The organism is Sulfitobacter sp. M22 (assembly GCF_021736025.1).
GTDB classification, from domain to species: domain Bacteria; phylum Pseudomonadota; class Alphaproteobacteria; order Rhodobacterales; family Rhodobacteraceae; genus Sulfitobacter; species Sulfitobacter litoralis.
In genome coordinates this window covers 65,201-82,415 of sequence record NZ_WMEC01000002.1, presented here as the reverse complement: position 1 = coordinate 82,415, position 17,215 = coordinate 65,201, and the positions used below count along the sequence as shown (strand labels likewise).

Below are 17,215 nucleotides of genomic sequence, written 5' to 3'. Positions count from 1 at the left end.
ATTGCCTTGGGATCAACCAGCTTACACGATGCTGTACTGTTTAAAGGATGTCTCATGTTCCACCCCGCTAGGCGCTAGACTGCAGGATAAGGCTTGGCATACAAATGCTTTCACCTAAGTTGACGCAAGGTCAGGAAAAATATTTTATCGACGGCAGTCTGCCCTCAAAGGATGCTCGGCGAACGTTGTGCCTGAGCTGGCTCCCTTTTCTGTCTGGACACTCAGGCATGACCGAGACTGGTGGATATCTCCAAACGTGTTTGTTTATCCATAAGATCGTCAACGATGGCGGCGGTTGGTACCGCTCGATTTCCCCTGAGAAACTGCGGATCGTCGAGGAGGCACTGGGAGAGAGCGTCAGCATTCCCACTGGGGCAATGCCGCAATGGCGTTGCACAGAGCCTGTTGTATCGTTGCCGGGATCTGGTGCTGGAGAGAGGCCGTGTCAGTCGACAATGAACTTACAATCAATCCTGCCGTTCGGCAGATGAAAGGGCGCACCCAGCGACCTGAAGCGCTAGCGTTCATTAAAAAAATTAAATGCAAAATTATGGTTTCGAGTCAAGTGGCTAAGTTCAGAAAGTGCGGTTATCAGCTCAGACCGTGATATTTCAGCCGAAGATCAATTTTTTTTTGCGCTCGCGCTAAAATTGACTAACGCTTCAAAGGACCTCTATGGTAGCACCAGCGAGAATCTAATCAATCGAATAAAGTTGCGATTACTGAGCTTTAACTGAACTATTATGACGACATGAGAGTGTTTATGAATAAATATATTATCTTATGCGTAATTTCTGGCTCTCTTGCAGCGTGTGCAAAGTCAGAGATAAACGAGCGTTGCACACCTTCAGTCGCCACTTCCGTAAAGGGTGGTGAGTTAACTGATCCGCCTGTTGGGTATGACTGCGTCCCAATGCCCCTCATCGCCACACCAATTGAAAACATCAGTGACAATGATGGCGGTGATGACCCAGGTGGTGAGGACCCAGGTGGTGAAAATCCTGGGGGTGAGAATCCCGGCGGAGAGAACCCAGGTGGCGGCGACCTTGGTGGCGGCTCAAATGCCGGTAACGGAAGCAATTCTGGAGGCGGCAACCCTGGTGGGGGCGCAAGCGCAGGTGTCGGCAGCAATGGTGGCGGTAGTGGCGGCGGCAGCCCGAGCGGCGGCAGCCCGGGGGGAAGTGCCAGTGCTGGCAGCGGTGTTGGCGGTAGCGCAAGCGGCGGATAAATCTTAAAATTGCCGAGGAGGAACTCATGAAGAACGTTTTTTTAATAAGTATTGCGATGTCCTGCGGGTTTGGGGGCTCAATGCTTCATGCCCAGAATTACGGTACATCGGCATCGCATAACTGGAATTCCTCTTACGGAGGTTCGTCAGCTTTGGAGCGCAATACGCGCCTGAATTTTGCGGTTGAACAAAATAAGCTGAACAACGGCTTCTACGGTCCTTCCACCACAACGATTACGACAACAAACACTTACGACCACAGCATCTCCAACAATGTGAATGCGGCGGAAGGGGCATCTGTCGATCTTGAAAACAGATCTGCGGAAGGGACCGGAACAAGCAGCTATGTGGTCGGTGCCATTAACACATCGACAAATAATATTACTACGAACGGGAACGGGAACACCACAACCGTCAGTAATACTGCAAGCTCAGAAGCTGGATGTATCGATGGGGGAATTTCAAGCTATACAAACCGACCGGTTGGTAATGTCGATATATCGGCAGGAGCTGCCGTAAGCGGTACTGGCGCAAACACATATAGCGTGTCACCCAATAGTTGTAGTAGATGAAAATTACACTGAAACACCTTAGGCTTGCGCCAGTTTTAATTGGCGCAATTCTTTCAGCCTGTGCCCCCACGGCCAATAATCTGAGCCTGGTTGAGGGCCCAGCCATAATTGATGTTGTAACGCCTTTCGACAAAGCTTTATCATGTCTGGATGGCAAGATTGACAAGAGATTGGGATTTGCGGTTGGCAACATTCCTGATGGCACTGGCCGCGAGGCTTACAATGATGGCGGTTTAGGTAAATTCGTTACTCAATCAGGCGGCGATATTGTACAATCAGCGCTCTTCAAAACGGGTGTGAAGGTTATAAACCGCAGAGACATGGGAAGTGCGGCTCTTGAAGCCCAATGGGGCATTCGCTCCCTGAAAACCCAACAAAATGCCCATTTTGCAGTTACCGGAAGTGTCAACAGCTTGGACTTCATACCGGGTGCAGGTTCTTATATTAATATTGGGGGTGTGGGCGCAGGTTACAATCAAAGCCGAATTCTGGTCGGCTTGGACCTTGCGATGACCAATGTAGCGACTGGCCAAGTGATTTCCAATATCGCTTTGCAAAAGCAAATTGTATCAAATGATGCCGGAATTTTTGGTACTCGATACAGAAATAGCAAGTTGATTGATTCAGACATAGGCGGGGCACGTCGCGAAGCATTAAATGATGCACTGCGCTCTATGCTTCAACTCGCAACATTCGAACTTATGCTCCAACTTATGCCACCGCAAAAGTACGAAGAATGCATGGATCTTATCGACCCGCGTTATGGTGTCATCGGTGGAGAGAAGACAGCTGGCGAGCAATATGCTGCATATCGCAAAGAAGTGGAGCAAGTGCTGGAAGGCTCAGACAATCTGTCAGTTGATCAAGGGCCATCTGGAGAAAGTGACGATTTTTTTACGCCTCAAACTGCAGGCTCCAGCGATGCATCTGAACAGGAAAACATTCCCAGTAGCGCACTTGAGGCATCCTCAAACCTGGCGAATAACACTGCGTCCGACGATGCAAGCCCCCCTTTGCAAGAAGAAAAGCCCGTACCTCTTTATAAGAGAGATGACGGCCTGTCACGAGGACGCTGACATTTTGAATTTCACGAATAGGCATAAAAATAAATTACATACTTTTATGTCTTGTTGCATTCGGCAGCCCAACGCTGAAGGATGCTCCGTCGCAAAAAAAGAAATTGGGTATGACGGTGTCCCAGCTAACAGGAATGGAAATGATTATCATGAAAATCACTAAACTTTTCGTAGGCGCACTTGTTGCTGCCACTTTGTCAACCGCTGCTTCCGCACAGGTTGCTGCCAGCTTTGACGGGTTGGTTGAGGACGTTCTCTCTGAAGCCAACGCTGCATTCTTTTCGTCCGCAATAAACGTTGCCGACATTGATGCATCGGTTGATATTACAGCTGGTGTTGACGCTGTTGCAGGTTCGATCTCTGGATCCTTCACGACCTCCACTGATGTCGCAGGCTCGGACATTAACGGATCGACTCGCGATATCACTTCGACCGTAGTCGACGCGACAATTGAAGCAGATGCAATCACGCAGAACTTCGGTGAGATCTCGACAGTTGCCGCTGGTGCGATCAGCGACAGCACAATGGAACTGAATGAAACAGGTGCTCTTGCCTCCTCTGCGATCACAACCTCGTCCGGCCTCACAGACTTCAGTGGCAACGCGACTAACACTGCAGGCGGAACCCTTGGTGCGGTACAGGGTGCTCTGAACACAGGCAACATTAACGGTAGTGTTACCGTCGCAATGGCGAATGCAGCCGGTGGTGCATCGGCCGTCAAAACAGTTGCTGCTGGTGCGATCAACACAGGCGCCATCACAGCTACATTTGTGGGTGGCGATGCCGCAGAAACTAACGTAAACCCATAATTACCTTATCATAACCTCTATTAGGCCCCGCTGTATTTTATGCAGCGGGGTTTTTTATACTTTATCTCCAAAGCGCCGAGTGACCCATGCCCGCAAAGAGGATTATAGTCTCATGATTGACGAGGCAGTGTTGGAGCACGCTCGGGATAACCTAAAGCGTCGAACTGCTGCGCTAAACGACGTTCGGATCGCCAAGGTAGTTCAACGAGACTTCACTTTCAAAGAAATTAAAAACGGGTTGGCGCGTGGCGGACTCAACGACTGGATCAGGCCGTTACTCGGCCAACACCAAAGATCTGCGGCGATATATCGGTTGACCGTGAACGACCAAGATGGGGCGAATAGACTACGGCAAGCATTTCTTGATCGGGGTTCTCAAAACGGCAACGTGTTTGCGCGAAACAACAATGTCGCTGATAGCACAACTGTCTATGTTGGAAGTTCACAGAAAGTTGGCCAAAGACTTCAGCAGCATCTACTCACCGGACCAATAGGCACCTACGCTCTAAAAATGCATCTGTGGTGTCCTTACGCAGATAATTTTCTAAGCGTTGAAATTTCTGTTTTGCAAGGCACTGCCGAACCATCATTGTTACAAGATGTGGAGGACGCTCTCTGGATAACATCGCGGCCGATGTTTGGGAAATTCGGCGCACGTTAGCTCCGGCTCGGCCGTCTTTGTCCAGATTCAAGATCGAACCAGCTCCGGCAATTTTGGGCACCTGCCGGCGACCGTCCCCGCCCGTTTTTCATGCCAAGCCATTATGCGAGGTCCGATAATTCTTAGCGCTGAGCCTGGAAAGAAGTAATCCCAGGCTATCGCAAGAGATCGCCGTCCGGCAATCCAAAAATCCAGCTGTTATATGGGATGTAGCATTGCTGAAAATGCCCCGAGAACTGGGTCCAGATACCAAATACAAGCAGCAGCATTATATAAGGAAGCGCTGAATGTAGCGCGTGATTAGACTTGAAGGGCAAATATGGAAGACGCGCGAAAATCATCGCCTGAATTGGTATGAGATAATATCCGAACCTATCAGCAATAACAGTGGAGACAGGGATCAGAAGAAAGGCCAACGCCATGCCGATCGCACCTATGCTGACAATGCTGTAGTCTTGCGGAAAAGTTTGCATCCATTTCTTTCGGACGAATAGAAAGAAATAGAGCGCAGACATACCAAGTATGCCAACACGAAATACAGCACCAAAAGCCTCGCGCCCTGTCTCAATATATCGGCTGCTTGCAACCTCTGCACTATCCCCACTAATGAGTAGAAGTGCGCCTAGAATAGCAAGGATTGCGGCCATGAGTAACCGCGTCTTAGTGTAGCGACCAGTTGCAATTGGCAAAAGAAGCAAGAAAATCGATGCGCTTGAATGAAATCCAGCGGCGATTACAACCCAAAGCGCAAATCTGATTGGACGACGATCAATGAATGCGGCGAATCCGATGCAAAGCAGTCCAATGGCCGCACCCTGACGGATCGCTGACATTGGCATATTGATGATCAAAATTGGAAGCAGCAGCACCAGAAACCCTAGTGGATCGGGCTGTCGTCTAGCCAGTACATGTACGCCGATGAAAAATACGGCGCTGGAGGCCACATTGGCTACCGGATAGGGCAGACCCATGTCTTTTAGCCAGCCAAGAACGGCCCACCAAATGGGATCGCGCCTGTTGAAAATAAGCGACCAGTCAGTCGTCGTGGCAGCCAAGTACTGGTAGTAATATCCTGACCAATCACAGCCAACTTGGAACCGGAAGGCCGAGAACAGAAATAGCGCCCAAAGGACGACATAGTAGACCTGTCGGCGCGCACCCTGCGCGCTTGCCAACGCGTAGCGAAGAAGGAACAGCACATTGGCTATACCTAAATAGAGCATTAGCCATTAGCCCGATCTTCGACAATACTGCGCAACATCTGTGCCATTCGCGGCCCCCAGACTTGTAGCGAATACTGCTCCTCAACCTTCTTGCGGCCAGCGGCTCCCATTCGGCGTCGCAGGGCTGCATCATTCAGCAACATTCCAATAGCGGCGCGCCACTCTTCATCGCTTTCAGCGAGAAAGCCATTCACGCCATGCTCGACGATATCACGGTTCACGCCGACTGGTGATGCCACGATGGGCAGGCCGCAGGCCATGTACTGGATAAGCTTATAGCCGCATTTGCCGCGTGTCCAAGGCGTATCAGGCAACGGCATGACACCAATATCCATGCTCTGGATCAGCGAAACTTCGGTGTCTTCGGTCCAAGGTAGGATTTCGAGCGTTCCGGAAGTTTCAGGCTGCATGCCCGCTCCGACGGCTCGAAACAGCGCGCTTTGTTCTGTAAGCACAGGGTCTAGCACCTTATGAACTGGATGGGCAAATCCTTGCCATGTCTCTGGGGTGCCGATCCAGCCCACGCGTGGCGCATCCTGATGCATAGCGTCTGTTCGAACTTCATACGCATCAAGGTCGACAACAGTGGGCACTATTTCAACCCGTAGGGAACTGGCGCTCCGCGCGTGATTGGCGAGATAGGAGTTCCCAGCCATCACAAGATCTGAGGCTGCCATCACATGTTTGATCTTCTTCCCCAAAATAGCTCGGACGGTTCCCCGCTTATGCTTGTCATAACGGTGAAAGACTGCATCATCGTAATCGCTGACGATAGGAACTCCGTGCGGTAAAACTGCGCGTTCAAGCAGCCATGGCATCCAAGGCAATGCTTCTTTTTCCAGCCAGACTATATCCGGCGCGGGATTTACCCGCATCTGTCTGATCCGTCGGAGCATGTATGCCAATGTTGATCCGCGTTTCTTCTGCCCTGTGTAGAGCGCATGCAAATAGGCGTCATCGAAAAAGGGAGCAACCTGAACGTTGAAGCCTTCGCGCGCCAATGCAGGCAGATATTGCATCGTACGCAAACGGCTGGAGGCTCCCATGCGCGTGTATCGCGACAACAGCAGGATGTTCACGCGCGCTGCCCACGCCCTAGTGAAGCCGTGCCCTCCATCTTAAGAGCATTACGCAGGTTAAGACGATTATAGACTTTCCCATTGTAAGCCAACACATAGCGATTGAAATCCAAGGGCATTGGCTGCGCAGCCGTGACATTCACATCAAGGATAGCGAGCCGCCTGTGGTCCAGGCCGATAGCGCCTTCAGCCCAGTCCCCTTCATCATCGGACCCCCGGTGAATGAGGCGGGGGGGCGTCCCGGCCACCTGCCCAATTATGTCGTCATTCGGTGTGGAGATAAGAAGTTCTGTCAGGCCGCACATCAGGCATCTTTCACGTTGAGGATCGATGCATAGATTTCGCGATAAGCCTCGGTGCCTGTCTCGAGTGAAAAGACAGCTTCGGCTGTGGCGCGGCATCGTCTGGGCAGATCGCTGTCTTGCATCAGAGTCTGGAGTGCGTCGAATGCCGCTTCCATATGCGAGGCGCTTGCTCCCTCGACAATCACGCCGACGTTGTACTTACGAACAACATCAGCCACGTCACCGACCCCTTCATTCACTACGACAGGAAGCCCGCAACCCAGAACCTCTGCTAATCGAGTTGGTGCGCTTCCTAACTTACTCAGCCCGCTAGTGAAGAACATCACGGAGAGGTCCTGACGACGCACGGCGTCCGGCATGTCCTCTGAAGGCTGTGGGCTGATGCTAAGCCGCTCGGCCAACTCATTCGCCGGATCTAGTGCCGCGCGCACACGCGATGCATCATCGCGCGTTATAATCTCAAACCGTGTTTCAGGATCGCGAGACGCCGCGACCCGGATCCAACTGGCCAGCCAGTCCGTGCGGAACCAGCCTGACAGTACGGTGCCAATACAGCCATATACGGCGGGGCCAAGGCGCCTTTCTGCAGCGGGTGTGAAACGCTCCAGATCGGCACAGGTGGGGATTACGGCCAGACGCTGTTTTTTCAGTTCAACGGGATACACTGATTTCAGATGCGCCACTGCTGCATGGGTAAGTGAGATTACTCCAGCTGACTTTGCTAAACAGGCCCGCTCTGTTCTTACGATGGCGCGGTGGATCAATGAACCCTGACGCAACCGACCGGCGCTGATCAATTCTTCTGGCCAAAGCGCACGCATGTCAAAGATGAATGGCACGCCCGTCATGCGGCTAACGAGCAGTGCGACAGCTGCCGGAATGTAGGATCTCGCGTGGATCAATCGAATCCCCTCACGACGCACCTCACGCCTGACCAACCACACCATTCGTGTCATACTGAGCGCAGGGGCGATAACCTTTGGTTGCGGTCGAAATCGTTGCGGCAGCCACCGGATGCCATATGCTTCGCAGTCCGCGCGCGCACGCGTCATCGCCTCTGCATCTGACCAATCTTCGGGTTTTTCATAAGTGACCAGCGTGATCGCATGATCCTGCGATAGGCCACGAAGATAGGCCATCACCTGGCTTTGCCCAAGTGGTTCCAGCAGGCCATTGCGGGTGAGGTAAAGCGTGGGTGTCAGGGGCATAACAGTTCCAGATAACGCTTGGCTGCGATCTCAGGGGCAAACTCGCTGGCTCGCTGCTTTAGCAAGGCCGGATCATGTGACGTTGTGAGTGCGTCTTGCATTGCATCGGCAAGCGCCTGTGAGTCACGCACCGGGACAAGACGACCATATTTGCCATCCTCTAGTATTTCTGCCGGACCAGAGGGACAATCGGTCGAAACCACAGGTGTGCCGCAGGCCAAGGCCTCGACAATCACATTGCCGAACCCTTCGTAATCGGACGACAGCACGAACAAATCAGCGGTCTGGTAGAACGGCGTCGGATCAGGATGGAAACCGGCAAAGATCACCTGTGATGCTACCCCAAGGTCATCCGCAAGCGCACGCAGATCAGCCTCGCCTGCGCCCGTTCCGACGAACATCAGCCTTGCATCCGGACGGCTCATTTGGGCGAAGGCCCCTAGCAGCAGCGGGTGGTTCTTTTGTGCCTTCATACTCCCTACAGTGACGACGCGTGCGCCTTTGGGAGCGGACCAGAGCACCTCTGCGTCTTGTATAGCCTCATCGGACAACTTGGGGCGCGAGGGCACTGGGTTGTGGATCCTATCAAACGCATCCAAGGGCAGTCCAGACAAGGCGGCGATATCGGCAGCTACCCCAGAGGATACGCCCACACGACGATCTACGAACCGATAGCCTACAACCATTGAAGTCCGCAATGCGGCCCTGTGGCCCAAACCCCATTCGCGGTACTGTAGCGACAGACTGTTATGTTCTGACACCACTACCTTGCAGCGGTGCCCGGATAGAAAAACCGCGAGTGGAGCGATCACGGTTAGCGGCCACATCGCCACCAGCAGCGCGTCAGGACGGCGGCGGCGCAGGTAGCGGGCGAGTGTGAGCGGTATATTGCGAGCACGGGGCGCGGCGAGATCAATCAAGGAAAAGCTCTTCCGGGCCTCATTTAACAACTCGCCATGCGGTCGCATTAGCACGAATTCTACCTCGTGCCCAGTGCGAACAAATTCATGCGCGAGGTCGATGTTAACCCGTTCGGCCCCGCCACCACGAAGGTCAGGAAGGAGGATAGAAATCATAACTTCCTGATTTTTAAAAAATTAATGACGCGCCTTAAGCACAAAAAAATCCTAGCAAAAAAACCACCATAACAGACAAAGTTGTACTCCCCCCCTCCAGTTGACCAGATGTCTTGGCGTGGTGCTGACGGTGCTACTAGAAATCGCTCCATAACAGGTACGATCTTTGGATTGCGTTCCAAAAACCTTTTTGATTCTGCATCTGTCATGAGATTAATGGGATAGAAACCCGACCTCCCAAATCGCTCAAAAAACCGATGTTTGAGCATGCGTTTCTTACCGCGATAGGAAATTGGATAGGGCAACCAGCACACACTGGGGTAAATTGCACGCCCGTTTACGAGTCCGAGTTGCCTTGCTTTTTGGCTGTTTACACCTTCTCCAACTTCAAATTTTTTAAACAGTTTATAAAAACGCTCGACAGAGAACACACCAGTTGCAGAAAAGTTGGCCTTGCCGGAGATTTTGTGGAGATGTCTGATATAAGCCCCTGAATCGGGCATCGTCGCATGATCCTGCAAAAAGCTGTCGGCACTCAACTCTCTTACAAAGCTGGTTGATAGCTGAATTGAGTTTGGCACTTCTTCAAAGTACTTTTCATAACGAGAAAGCTCGTTGATCTCGAGCCGACGGACGAACTGCATGTCATCCTGTATGAAGATAACTAGGTCGAACTCTTCATGCTGTGCGATCGTCATTGCTTTGTTCATAGCACCGTAAAGACCACCGGTTTTCATCTCCACCGCATCTGCCTTATCGTGGAAAAGCACTTGGTATCTGAAAGACAATTCACCTAGGTATTCAACCGTCTCGGGGTCAGTACTATTATCGTCGAGGATAATCACCGGCACATGTTCGGGGATGCATGCTTCGATTGAGTTAATACAGTTTTCCAGAAAATTAGCTCGGTTGAAAGAAAATACAAAAATAGCAAGGCTGGTGTTCATCATAGCTGTATCGACCCACTCAGCAAAACAATTGAGTTACAATAATAAATATTCGAGTTCACCTGCAACGCGTTGACGTCGGGTGAGACAGATACTAACGGAAAAGGCTTCTCTGTGCTACCCGCCGCCCTACCCGCTTAAGAAATTTTTCGGTGCGGGGGAAAACAAGCCTTGCATCGCGGAAATCCTCTCTCAGTATTTGCCCATCGCTGCGCACCCTGCTTGCTCGAACGTTGAAGCGGCGGACATTTACTTCTGCCTGTTCAAGCGCGTGTCTGAGCAAGCGCTCTGCATGAAGACCAGAGGCATCTTGGGCAAACAGAAGCGCACGATTCTGCCGTGCTCCGTAGGCCCGAATAGCATCTGTCCCAATACACAGGGAAAACCTGTCATTAAGCCCCAGCCAATGCTGCCACGAGGGAATGAACGCGGTGCGGTCCGGGGCTTTTACAGCCTTGCCTAGTACCTTTTCAAAGCTATTCCAGTACATTAGATCAGGACGCACAAATATGCAGATATCTGGCTTCCAGTCTAACGCTGCAATGGTAACACGATCGAGAGAGTGTAGTTGATGAACAAGATTGCGCAGTGAACGAAATTCATCGTTCCAGACGTCCCCATAGGTCTTGAGAATTTGAAAACCCATCTTGTCGAGGCAGAGGTCAGGCTCTTCGAGTTCCAAGTGGTTAGGAGCGAGCAATTTGTGCTCATCATCCCTAAGCATCCCTTTTTCTCCTGAGCGTGGATTGTCGATCTCTACTTGGCGGAAAAAGTGTGCGAATGTCCGCACTTCGCCAACCATGCGGGCAGGTTCTAGTATATTCTTTTCGATTGACCCAATTGTCTGGGTTAGAGACCGGGTAATGCCAAAGAAACAAATCGCAATACGAAAATTCAGCGGTGTATCCTCATTATTTTATATAATTTCCTAGTGAATTTTTCTGCCCTTGTAATTATTTGAGATATTTTAATCAAAAAGTGCTCAAGTGGGAATGACAACTCTTCAGATTTGGTCGAGCTGCTTAAGCAAATTTCGATATTTCTCCAATGCTTGTCAAGCCGATCAAAAATATCAGATAGAGCTTTCTTGTCAGGAGGGGCTACTGCTTTTGCCAAAGGAATAATGTCATTCCATGAATGGACTATTACATTATCACCCATTTCAAGCGCCTCTAAAACGCCTTCAAATTTATTCATGTAACCTTTCTTCAAAACCAAGCCACATGGAACTCCGTATGAGGCTGCTGTGATAAACCCATGCATAGATGAGCCCACATAAAGTGCCGAGTTAGCAATTTTTTCAGCAAAACCCTTGAGCTTAAAGTCATCAAATATTTCTGCCTCGTGGCCCACTAAGCTTGAAATTTTCTTTGCATAATCATAATCACCATGACAGGGCCCAATTGGAAGAAATACTACTTTCAGCCCACTACTCGAAATAAAATCTTTTATCGCGTCTGCAACCTTTTCAGGAGCGCCACCATATCGAGAATTAACATGAAAAACTGCATATGGAGAAACATGATTCTGATCACTTTTAAGATGAGGCCACATCCTAGAGATATCAAACGCTGTATCTGGCACAAGATGTATTGATTTTTTTGTTATTCTAGATGTAAAATCCATACTTTTTTGATCGCGAAAGGAAATGTAGTCGGCTGTCGCTATAACTCGAGAAAATACAATTTTTTCAAACAGCGTCATTTCACGCTTTGCGATGCTAGGCGAATTAATTATATATGGAACCCCTTTAGTTCTTGCTGAGATGCAAGGATCTATAACTAAACTTGGATACGCACTTCCTGAGCATTTGGAATAAATATCAAGCGGCGTTCGGTTGAACCGGAAGATATTTCCACCACCAGTAAATGTTGCAATTGGCTCTTTTGTACTTAAATTTGAGCTATAGGAAGAATCGGAAAAACAGCTTTTGCCTTTCGTAGGTGAAATGTGCTGTATTTCATAGTCCCGCAAGCGCCATTCTATTATTTTTGGAAAGAGTAGATCACCGTAATTATCTACATCAAATGTTCCGTAGTGATGAATGGAATTCAATTTAGGCTTCTTTCTCTATTTTTTCCATCAAGATGCATCACTCAACTTTGCAATCCGCTGGAAAGCTGCGTTAGTCGCCATCAGCGTATCCCACCTGTCGCACCCAACTACACGCCCCCGTTCCATCACTATGATTCGATCGCAGTGTTTCACGGTGCTTAGCCTGTGGGCGATCATCAGTACGGTCTTGTCTCCAGGGAGGGCGTCGATGGCAGCCATAACCTCGGCCTCCGTCTGGTTGTCGAGTGCCGATGTCGCCTCGTCAAAAACTATGAGGTCGGCGTCATGGTAAAGGGCCCTGGCTATTCCTATACGCTGTCGCTGTCCTCCAGATAGCCGCACACCCCGCTCTCCTACAGTGGTATCATACCCCATTGGTAGCTCATTGCGGATAAAAGTGTCTATGCTAGCGAGCTGCGCTGAGCGTGAGACGCGGTTCATGTCAATTTGGTTCGATGCTATGCCTAGTGCAATATTTTCAGCCACGTTCGCGTCGGTTAGAAAGATATCTTGCGGGACATAGCCGACGGTCTGTTGCCAAGCGCGTAAGTTTGCGTCGTGGATTGGGGTTCCATCGGTTGTAAGCTCGCCTGACAGCGGTCGTAGAAGTCCCAAGACGACGTCGGCTAGCGTGGTCTTTCCCGCGCCGGTACTGCCTACAATTCCGATCTTTTCGCCAGCATGGATCTTCAGAGAAATGTCGATCACCCCTGCGTGTTCAGCTTGTGGGTAGCGATAGGAAACTTCCGTGAATTCCAGCGCCCGTTTCAGGCCAAGGGGAGCGGGCATATCGCGAGGCATGTCGGTAGCATCGCCTACAAGGTCGGCATGCACGGAATCTACTGCAGCGATGCCTGACTGTATCTCTGTAGCTGATCTATAGAACTTACTAAGTTCAGGCATCATCCGTTGCCCTGCAAAAGCAAAGACCCCGAGGATAGGAAGGAGGGTTGTCAGGGCGTTACCATCGGCAAAACTATCGCCTTCGACCAATAGCAGGCATAGCATCACCACGCCGCCAAGCGCGACCCCTTGGATTACATAGGTGGGCATTTGCGACAGCACCTGGATGCGCGTCTGCGCTCGGGCCATGCGGTGCGAGGGGATGCAAAAGCGGTCGACATAAGCACGCTCGCGCCCTAGCAGCTTTATTTCTTTGACGCCACCAAGTGCTTCGGTAGCGAGGCGGTAGCGTTCCTTGTTGGCCTCGACCCGCTGTATGCCCAGTTGACGTAGCTTCATGCGGCTGAACGCATAGGTGAACCCGTAGATTCCGCCGAAGACTGAGAAGGCGGCGACTGCCACGAGGGGCTCGACCCAAAGTAAGAAGCCGACCAGTGCGGCTATGGTCAACGTCGAGGTGATGAGTTCGGTCATCGGCCTTAAGAAGCGGTTAACGACCTCTCCCGCTTCGGCTAAGATGCGGGTGCCCATGTCGCCCGAATGGCGGTCCAGAAAGTATTCATAGGGCTGGCCAAGGTAGCGTGCCATGAGCCGATAGCTAAGGCAGTGTACCCGCATCATTGCGAACCGCGCGATGCCATAAATCTTGAGCATCTGAATTGCTAGGGCTAGCGCAATGACTATAAGTGCCCCTAATCCTAACGCAACAAGGAAAGCATAAGACGAGGTGAAGCCAAACCGCGTATATGCCCACGCAAGCAAAGGCGTATCCGCGATCTCCGACGGATTTGAAAGCACGGACAGGAATGGCATCACTGAACCCACCATGGCGGCGGACGCAAAGGCTGACATAGACGCTATTGCCAGCACTTTCAGCGCATTGCGCCGCTCCTGTGCGTCAAGCAGCGCCCATACTTTTCGTATAGTGACAAGATTGATCATATCCGGTTAACCATTCTATACTGTTCGTTTGAAAACTGCATCAGACATCACAGTCGCAGGTCACTGTCACTGCGCGCAAAGACGCTTTTTAGATCACAGAACACATGATCAGGTCGGCCATAGCCGCGCAGAGCGCTCGCTCCGGCGCCGCCATAGATGTCGTGTGCAACCGCTAATATCACACCTTCATACACAGCTAACGCGGGCGTTTTAACTAAGTCCAGCCCGTATTGGAGCTTAGCCTCGTTAGGATCTACCCAAGGATCGTGAACATCAACATGAATACCATAATCCCGCAATTCGCCCACAACGTCGACGACACGCGTATTCCGCAGGTCAGGACAGTTTTCCTTGAAGGTCAGACCCAGAATTAAAACCCGGGCGCCATCGACCTGGATCCGCCGTTTGAGCATGGCCTTGACCAGTTGCCCGGCAACATAGGCCCCCATGCCATCATTGATCCGCCGTCCTGCAAGGATCACCTGAGGGTGATATCCCATCGCTTCGGCTTTGTGCGTCAGGTAATACGGATCAACCCCGATGCAGTGTCCGCCGACCAAGCCCGGCCGGAACGGCAGGAAGTTCCACTTGGTACCGGCTGCTTTCAGTACTGCCTCGGTGTCGATGCCCATCTTGTTGAAGATGATTGCCAGTTCATTGATCAGCGCAATGTTCAGATCACGCTGTGTGTTCTCAATCACCTTGGCCGCCTCTGCCACACGGATGCTTTCCGCCTTGTAGGTGCCTGCAGTGATAATGCTGGCGTAAAGCTGATCCACCTCTTCGGCGATGTCGGGCGTCGATCCAGACGTAACCTTGCGAATGTCTGGCAGACGGTGCGTCTTGTCACCGGGGTTGATCCGCTCGGGGGAATATCCGGCAAAGAAGTCCTCGTTGAAGGTCAGACCCGAGACCCGTTCCAGCACCGGCACGCAGTCTTCTTCCGTGGCACCGGGATAGACGGTGGATTCGTAGATCACGATATCACCGCGCTTGAGAACCTTTCCCAAGGTTTCGGAAGCCTTGATCAGCGGGGTCAGATCAGGACGCTTGTGCGCGTCAATGGGGGTCGGAACGGTGACGATGTAGATGCTCGCGTCCGCCAGATCCGCAGTGCTTGTCGTGAACGACAGATGCGACGCTTCGCGAAGTTCATCTTCGGAAACCTCCAGTGTGCTGTCCCGGCCATCGCACAGCGCATCAATGCGGCCTTGATTGATATCGAAACCAATCACAGAGCGGGTCTTGCCAAACTCCACGGCGAGCGGAAGGCCGACATAGCCAAGGCCGATAACAGCAATTGTCTTCATGTCAGATGTCATTTCCCTGAATATTCCCGATACCAGTCTACAAATCTCGCAATGCCATCCCGGAAATCCGTCTGAGGACGATAGCCGGTCAGCGTTTTCAGAAGCTCCGCATTGGCCCAAGTGGCGGGCACATCGCCGGTCTGCATGCCCATATAATTCCGCTCGGCCTTCTGCCCGAGACAGTCTTCAATCGCGTCAACGAAATCCAACAGGCGCACTTTGTCGGAGTTGCCGATATTCACCACGCGGTAAGGGGCCACCGGCGAGAGGCTGTCGCCCTCGGGTACAACCCCGTCCTCTGGACGCACGGGTGCCGCATCAATCAGCAGCCGGATCGCGCGGACCAGGTCGTCGACATAGGTGAAGTCGCGGTACATGTCGCCGTGATTGTAGATATCGATCGGGCGACCATCGAGGATCGCATCAACGAATTTGTAAAGCGCAAGATCCGGTCGCCCCCAGGGCCCATAGACGGTGAAGAACCGGAACATCGTGGTCGGCAAGTTGTAGAGGTGGGCATAAGAATGCGCCATGCTCTCATTGGCCTTCTTCGTCGCTGCATAGATCGTCAGCTGCGTGTCAGCCTTTTCGGTCTCGATGAACGGCATATCGACGTTGGCACCGTAGACCGACGAGGTCGATGCCATCAGCAGGTGCTGTACTTCAAGCCGCCGCGCAGCGTCCATAACATTGAACGTCCCGATCACATTGCTGTCGAGATAGGCGCGCGGATTCTCAAGGCTATAGCGCACGCCGGCCTGTGCGGCGAGATGGACGATCACATCAGGTGCAAAGTCATCCGCAACACGGTCGAACAGCGCCTGGTCTTCCAGCATGCCTTCGGTTGCTGCAAAGTTCGGGTTCTGAAGCAGCATCTGGTGACGCCGCTGCTTCAGGGCCACATCGTAGTAATCCGTCATCCCGTCAAAGCCATGGATGATGAAGCCTTCAGCAAGCAGCAGCTTTGCAAGGTGGAAGCCGATAAAACCAGCGGTGCCAGTGATGAGAATGCGTTTCAATGAAAGCTCTTTCCGTTTTGCGGTTACTTTTGGGGGCGAGGTGCCATATCGGCACCCAGTTCCATCTCGCTCTGCAGTTTATCAATTTCTTCTTTGAGCGCCTCGTATTCGTCCATCTTGCGCTTGAGAAACCTCGACGTGAGCGCGGCCTTCTCGGACAAGCCCTTTGGCGTCAGGATATAGGCATAGCGCCGTTTGTCTTGCGCGGCCGAGAAGTTCCCCAATTTGACCATGCCTTTTTCAACCAGCGCGTTCAGACAGTAATGCACGCCGCCAACACTGATCCCGACCGCAGCCGCGATATCGCGTTGGGACATTTCAGGGTTTTCCTGAAGCAGGCGCAGAACGCGGAAACGCAGGTCCTCTTGCGCTTTACTGCGCTGTCCGGCCATCAGAGAGAGTCCTTTTCGCAGGCTACCGCACAAGAAGTGCCTTTGGCTCTTCTCGGGTTTGCTCTGTTTCGAATGGGAAGCTTTGGTACAAGCATATCGTTCAATTTTGAGCGATAGCATAATGCTGCAGCTGCGAGAAGCTCGAACTGTTCGAATGGTACTATTTATTTGTGACACCCAGACGCAGCCAGTTGAACTTGCGTGTCTCACAAAGGAGCAGACAAGCGTAGAGCCCAAAGGACAGGCATTGCCCTCTGCAGGGGCCTGAATCTTCCGTAAATGAGCGCCAGCAAAGACGCAATCGGAAGAGAAGGTCTGCATCTCGTCAACCTTTATCCAAGGGCTTTCGCAAAAAGTTCAGGGTTGAACGCTGACGATATTAGAGGCACCGTCCGTTCAAAGTTGAGCAA

The 17,215-nt window shown here is 51.7% G+C and carries 17 protein-coding genes; 5 read left to right on the top strand and 12 right to left on the bottom strand.

Annotated features, from left to right (window positions below):
* Nucleotides 1-953: 953 nt before the first annotated feature.
* From GLP52_RS15715 to GLP52_RS15695, 5 genes are all read left to right on the top strand, one after another.
* Nucleotides 954-1,235 (top strand): hypothetical protein, encoded by a 282-nt coding sequence (locus GLP52_RS15715; RefSeq protein ID WP_237273663.1) that lies wholly within the window; start codon nucleotides 954-956, stop codon nucleotides 1,233-1,235.
* Between the two features lie 19 nt (nucleotides 1,236-1,254).
* Nucleotides 1,255-1,800 carry a hypothetical protein gene (locus GLP52_RS15710; protein WP_237273662.1) on the top strand — a complete coding sequence of 182 codons (546 nt, stop codon included), beginning with the start codon at nucleotides 1,255-1,257 and terminating at the stop codon, nucleotides 1,798-1,800.
* Nucleotides 1,797-2,876, top strand: coding sequence for a CsgG/HfaB family protein (locus GLP52_RS15705; RefSeq protein ID WP_237273661.1), 1,080 nt, complete (start codon nucleotides 1,797-1,799; stop codon nucleotides 2,874-2,876). Before GLP52_RS15710 ends, GLP52_RS15705 begins: the two co-directional genes overlap by 4 nt.
* A gap of 134 nt (nucleotides 2,877-3,010) precedes the next feature.
* Nucleotides 3,011-3,685, top strand: a complete 675-nt coding sequence (locus tag GLP52_RS15700) for a hypothetical protein (RefSeq protein ID WP_237273660.1) — start codon at nucleotides 3,011-3,013, stop codon at nucleotides 3,683-3,685.
* 112 nt (nucleotides 3,686-3,797) lie between these two features.
* Complete coding sequence (locus tag GLP52_RS15695; RefSeq protein ID WP_237273659.1) at nucleotides 3,798-4,346, top strand: hypothetical protein; 549 nt, start codon at nucleotides 3,798-3,800, stop codon at nucleotides 4,344-4,346.
* 155 nt (nucleotides 4,347-4,501) lie between these two features.
* On the opposite strand, the gene GLP52_RS15690 is transcribed toward GLP52_RS15695, so the two are convergent.
* The 12 genes from GLP52_RS15690 to GLP52_RS15640 all read right to left on the bottom strand — a co-directional run bounded on the left by GLP52_RS15690 (nucleotide 4,502) and on the right by GLP52_RS15640 (nucleotide 16,805).
* Nucleotides 4,502-5,569: an EpsG family protein gene (locus tag GLP52_RS15690; protein WP_237273658.1), complete on the bottom strand. Its 1,068-nt coding sequence runs from the start codon at nucleotides 5,567-5,569 to the stop codon at nucleotides 4,502-4,504.
* Nucleotides 5,569-6,648, bottom strand: coding sequence for a glycosyltransferase family 4 protein (locus GLP52_RS15685; protein ID WP_237273657.1), 1,080 nt, complete (start codon nucleotides 6,646-6,648; stop codon nucleotides 5,569-5,571). Before GLP52_RS15685 ends, GLP52_RS15690 begins: the two co-directional genes overlap by 1 nt.
* A complete protein-coding gene (locus tag GLP52_RS19720; RefSeq protein ID WP_443069451.1) occupies nucleotides 6,645-6,953 on the bottom strand; it encodes a hypothetical protein in 309 nt (102 codons plus the stop codon). Before GLP52_RS19720 ends, GLP52_RS15685 begins: the two co-directional genes overlap by 4 nt.
* Nucleotides 6,953-8,161, bottom strand: coding sequence for a glycosyltransferase (locus GLP52_RS15680; RefSeq protein ID WP_237273656.1), 1,209 nt, complete (start codon nucleotides 8,159-8,161; stop codon nucleotides 6,953-6,955). The genes GLP52_RS19720 and GLP52_RS15680 overlap by 1 nt, the downstream gene beginning before the upstream one ends.
* Complete coding sequence (locus GLP52_RS15675) at nucleotides 8,152-9,237, bottom strand: glycosyltransferase (RefSeq protein ID WP_237273655.1); 1,086 nt, start codon at nucleotides 9,235-9,237, stop codon at nucleotides 8,152-8,154. The genes GLP52_RS15680 and GLP52_RS15675 overlap by 10 nt, the downstream gene beginning before the upstream one ends.
* Nucleotides 9,234-10,187: a glycosyltransferase family 2 protein gene (locus GLP52_RS15670; RefSeq protein ID WP_237273654.1), complete on the bottom strand. Its 954-nt coding sequence runs from the start codon at nucleotides 10,185-10,187 to the stop codon at nucleotides 9,234-9,236. Before GLP52_RS15670 ends, GLP52_RS15675 begins: the two co-directional genes overlap by 4 nt.
* A gap of 91 nt (nucleotides 10,188-10,278) precedes the next feature.
* Nucleotides 10,279-10,986, bottom strand: a complete 708-nt coding sequence (locus GLP52_RS15665; protein ID WP_237273653.1) for a hypothetical protein — start codon at nucleotides 10,984-10,986, stop codon at nucleotides 10,279-10,281.
* Nucleotides 10,987-11,078: 92 nt separating this feature from the next.
* Nucleotides 11,079-12,239, bottom strand: a complete 1,161-nt coding sequence (locus tag GLP52_RS15660) for a polysaccharide pyruvyl transferase family protein (RefSeq protein WP_237273652.1) — start codon at nucleotides 12,237-12,239, stop codon at nucleotides 11,079-11,081.
* Between the two features lie 27 nt (nucleotides 12,240-12,266).
* Nucleotides 12,267-14,084: an ABC transporter ATP-binding protein gene (locus GLP52_RS15655; protein ID WP_237273651.1), complete on the bottom strand. Its 1,818-nt coding sequence runs from the start codon at nucleotides 14,082-14,084 to the stop codon at nucleotides 12,267-12,269.
* A 47-nt stretch (nucleotides 14,085-14,131) separates the two neighbouring features.
* The gene (tviB, locus tag GLP52_RS15650; protein ID WP_237273650.1) at nucleotides 14,132-15,394 is read right to left on the bottom strand and encodes a Vi polysaccharide biosynthesis UDP-N-acetylglucosamine C-6 dehydrogenase TviB; all 1,263 of its coding nucleotides are present in this window, start codon (nucleotides 15,392-15,394) and stop codon (nucleotides 14,132-14,134) included.
* 8 nt (nucleotides 15,395-15,402) lie between these two features.
* Nucleotides 15,403-16,413, bottom strand: a complete 1,011-nt coding sequence (locus tag GLP52_RS15645; protein WP_237273649.1) for an NAD-dependent epimerase/dehydratase family protein — start codon at nucleotides 16,411-16,413, stop codon at nucleotides 15,403-15,405.
* A gap of 23 nt (nucleotides 16,414-16,436) precedes the next feature.
* Nucleotides 16,437-16,805 carry a MarR family EPS-associated transcriptional regulator gene (locus GLP52_RS15640; RefSeq protein ID WP_237273648.1) on the bottom strand — a complete coding sequence of 123 codons (369 nt, stop codon included), beginning with the start codon at nucleotides 16,803-16,805 and terminating at the stop codon, nucleotides 16,437-16,439.
* Nucleotides 16,806-17,215: the final 410 nt, after the last annotated feature.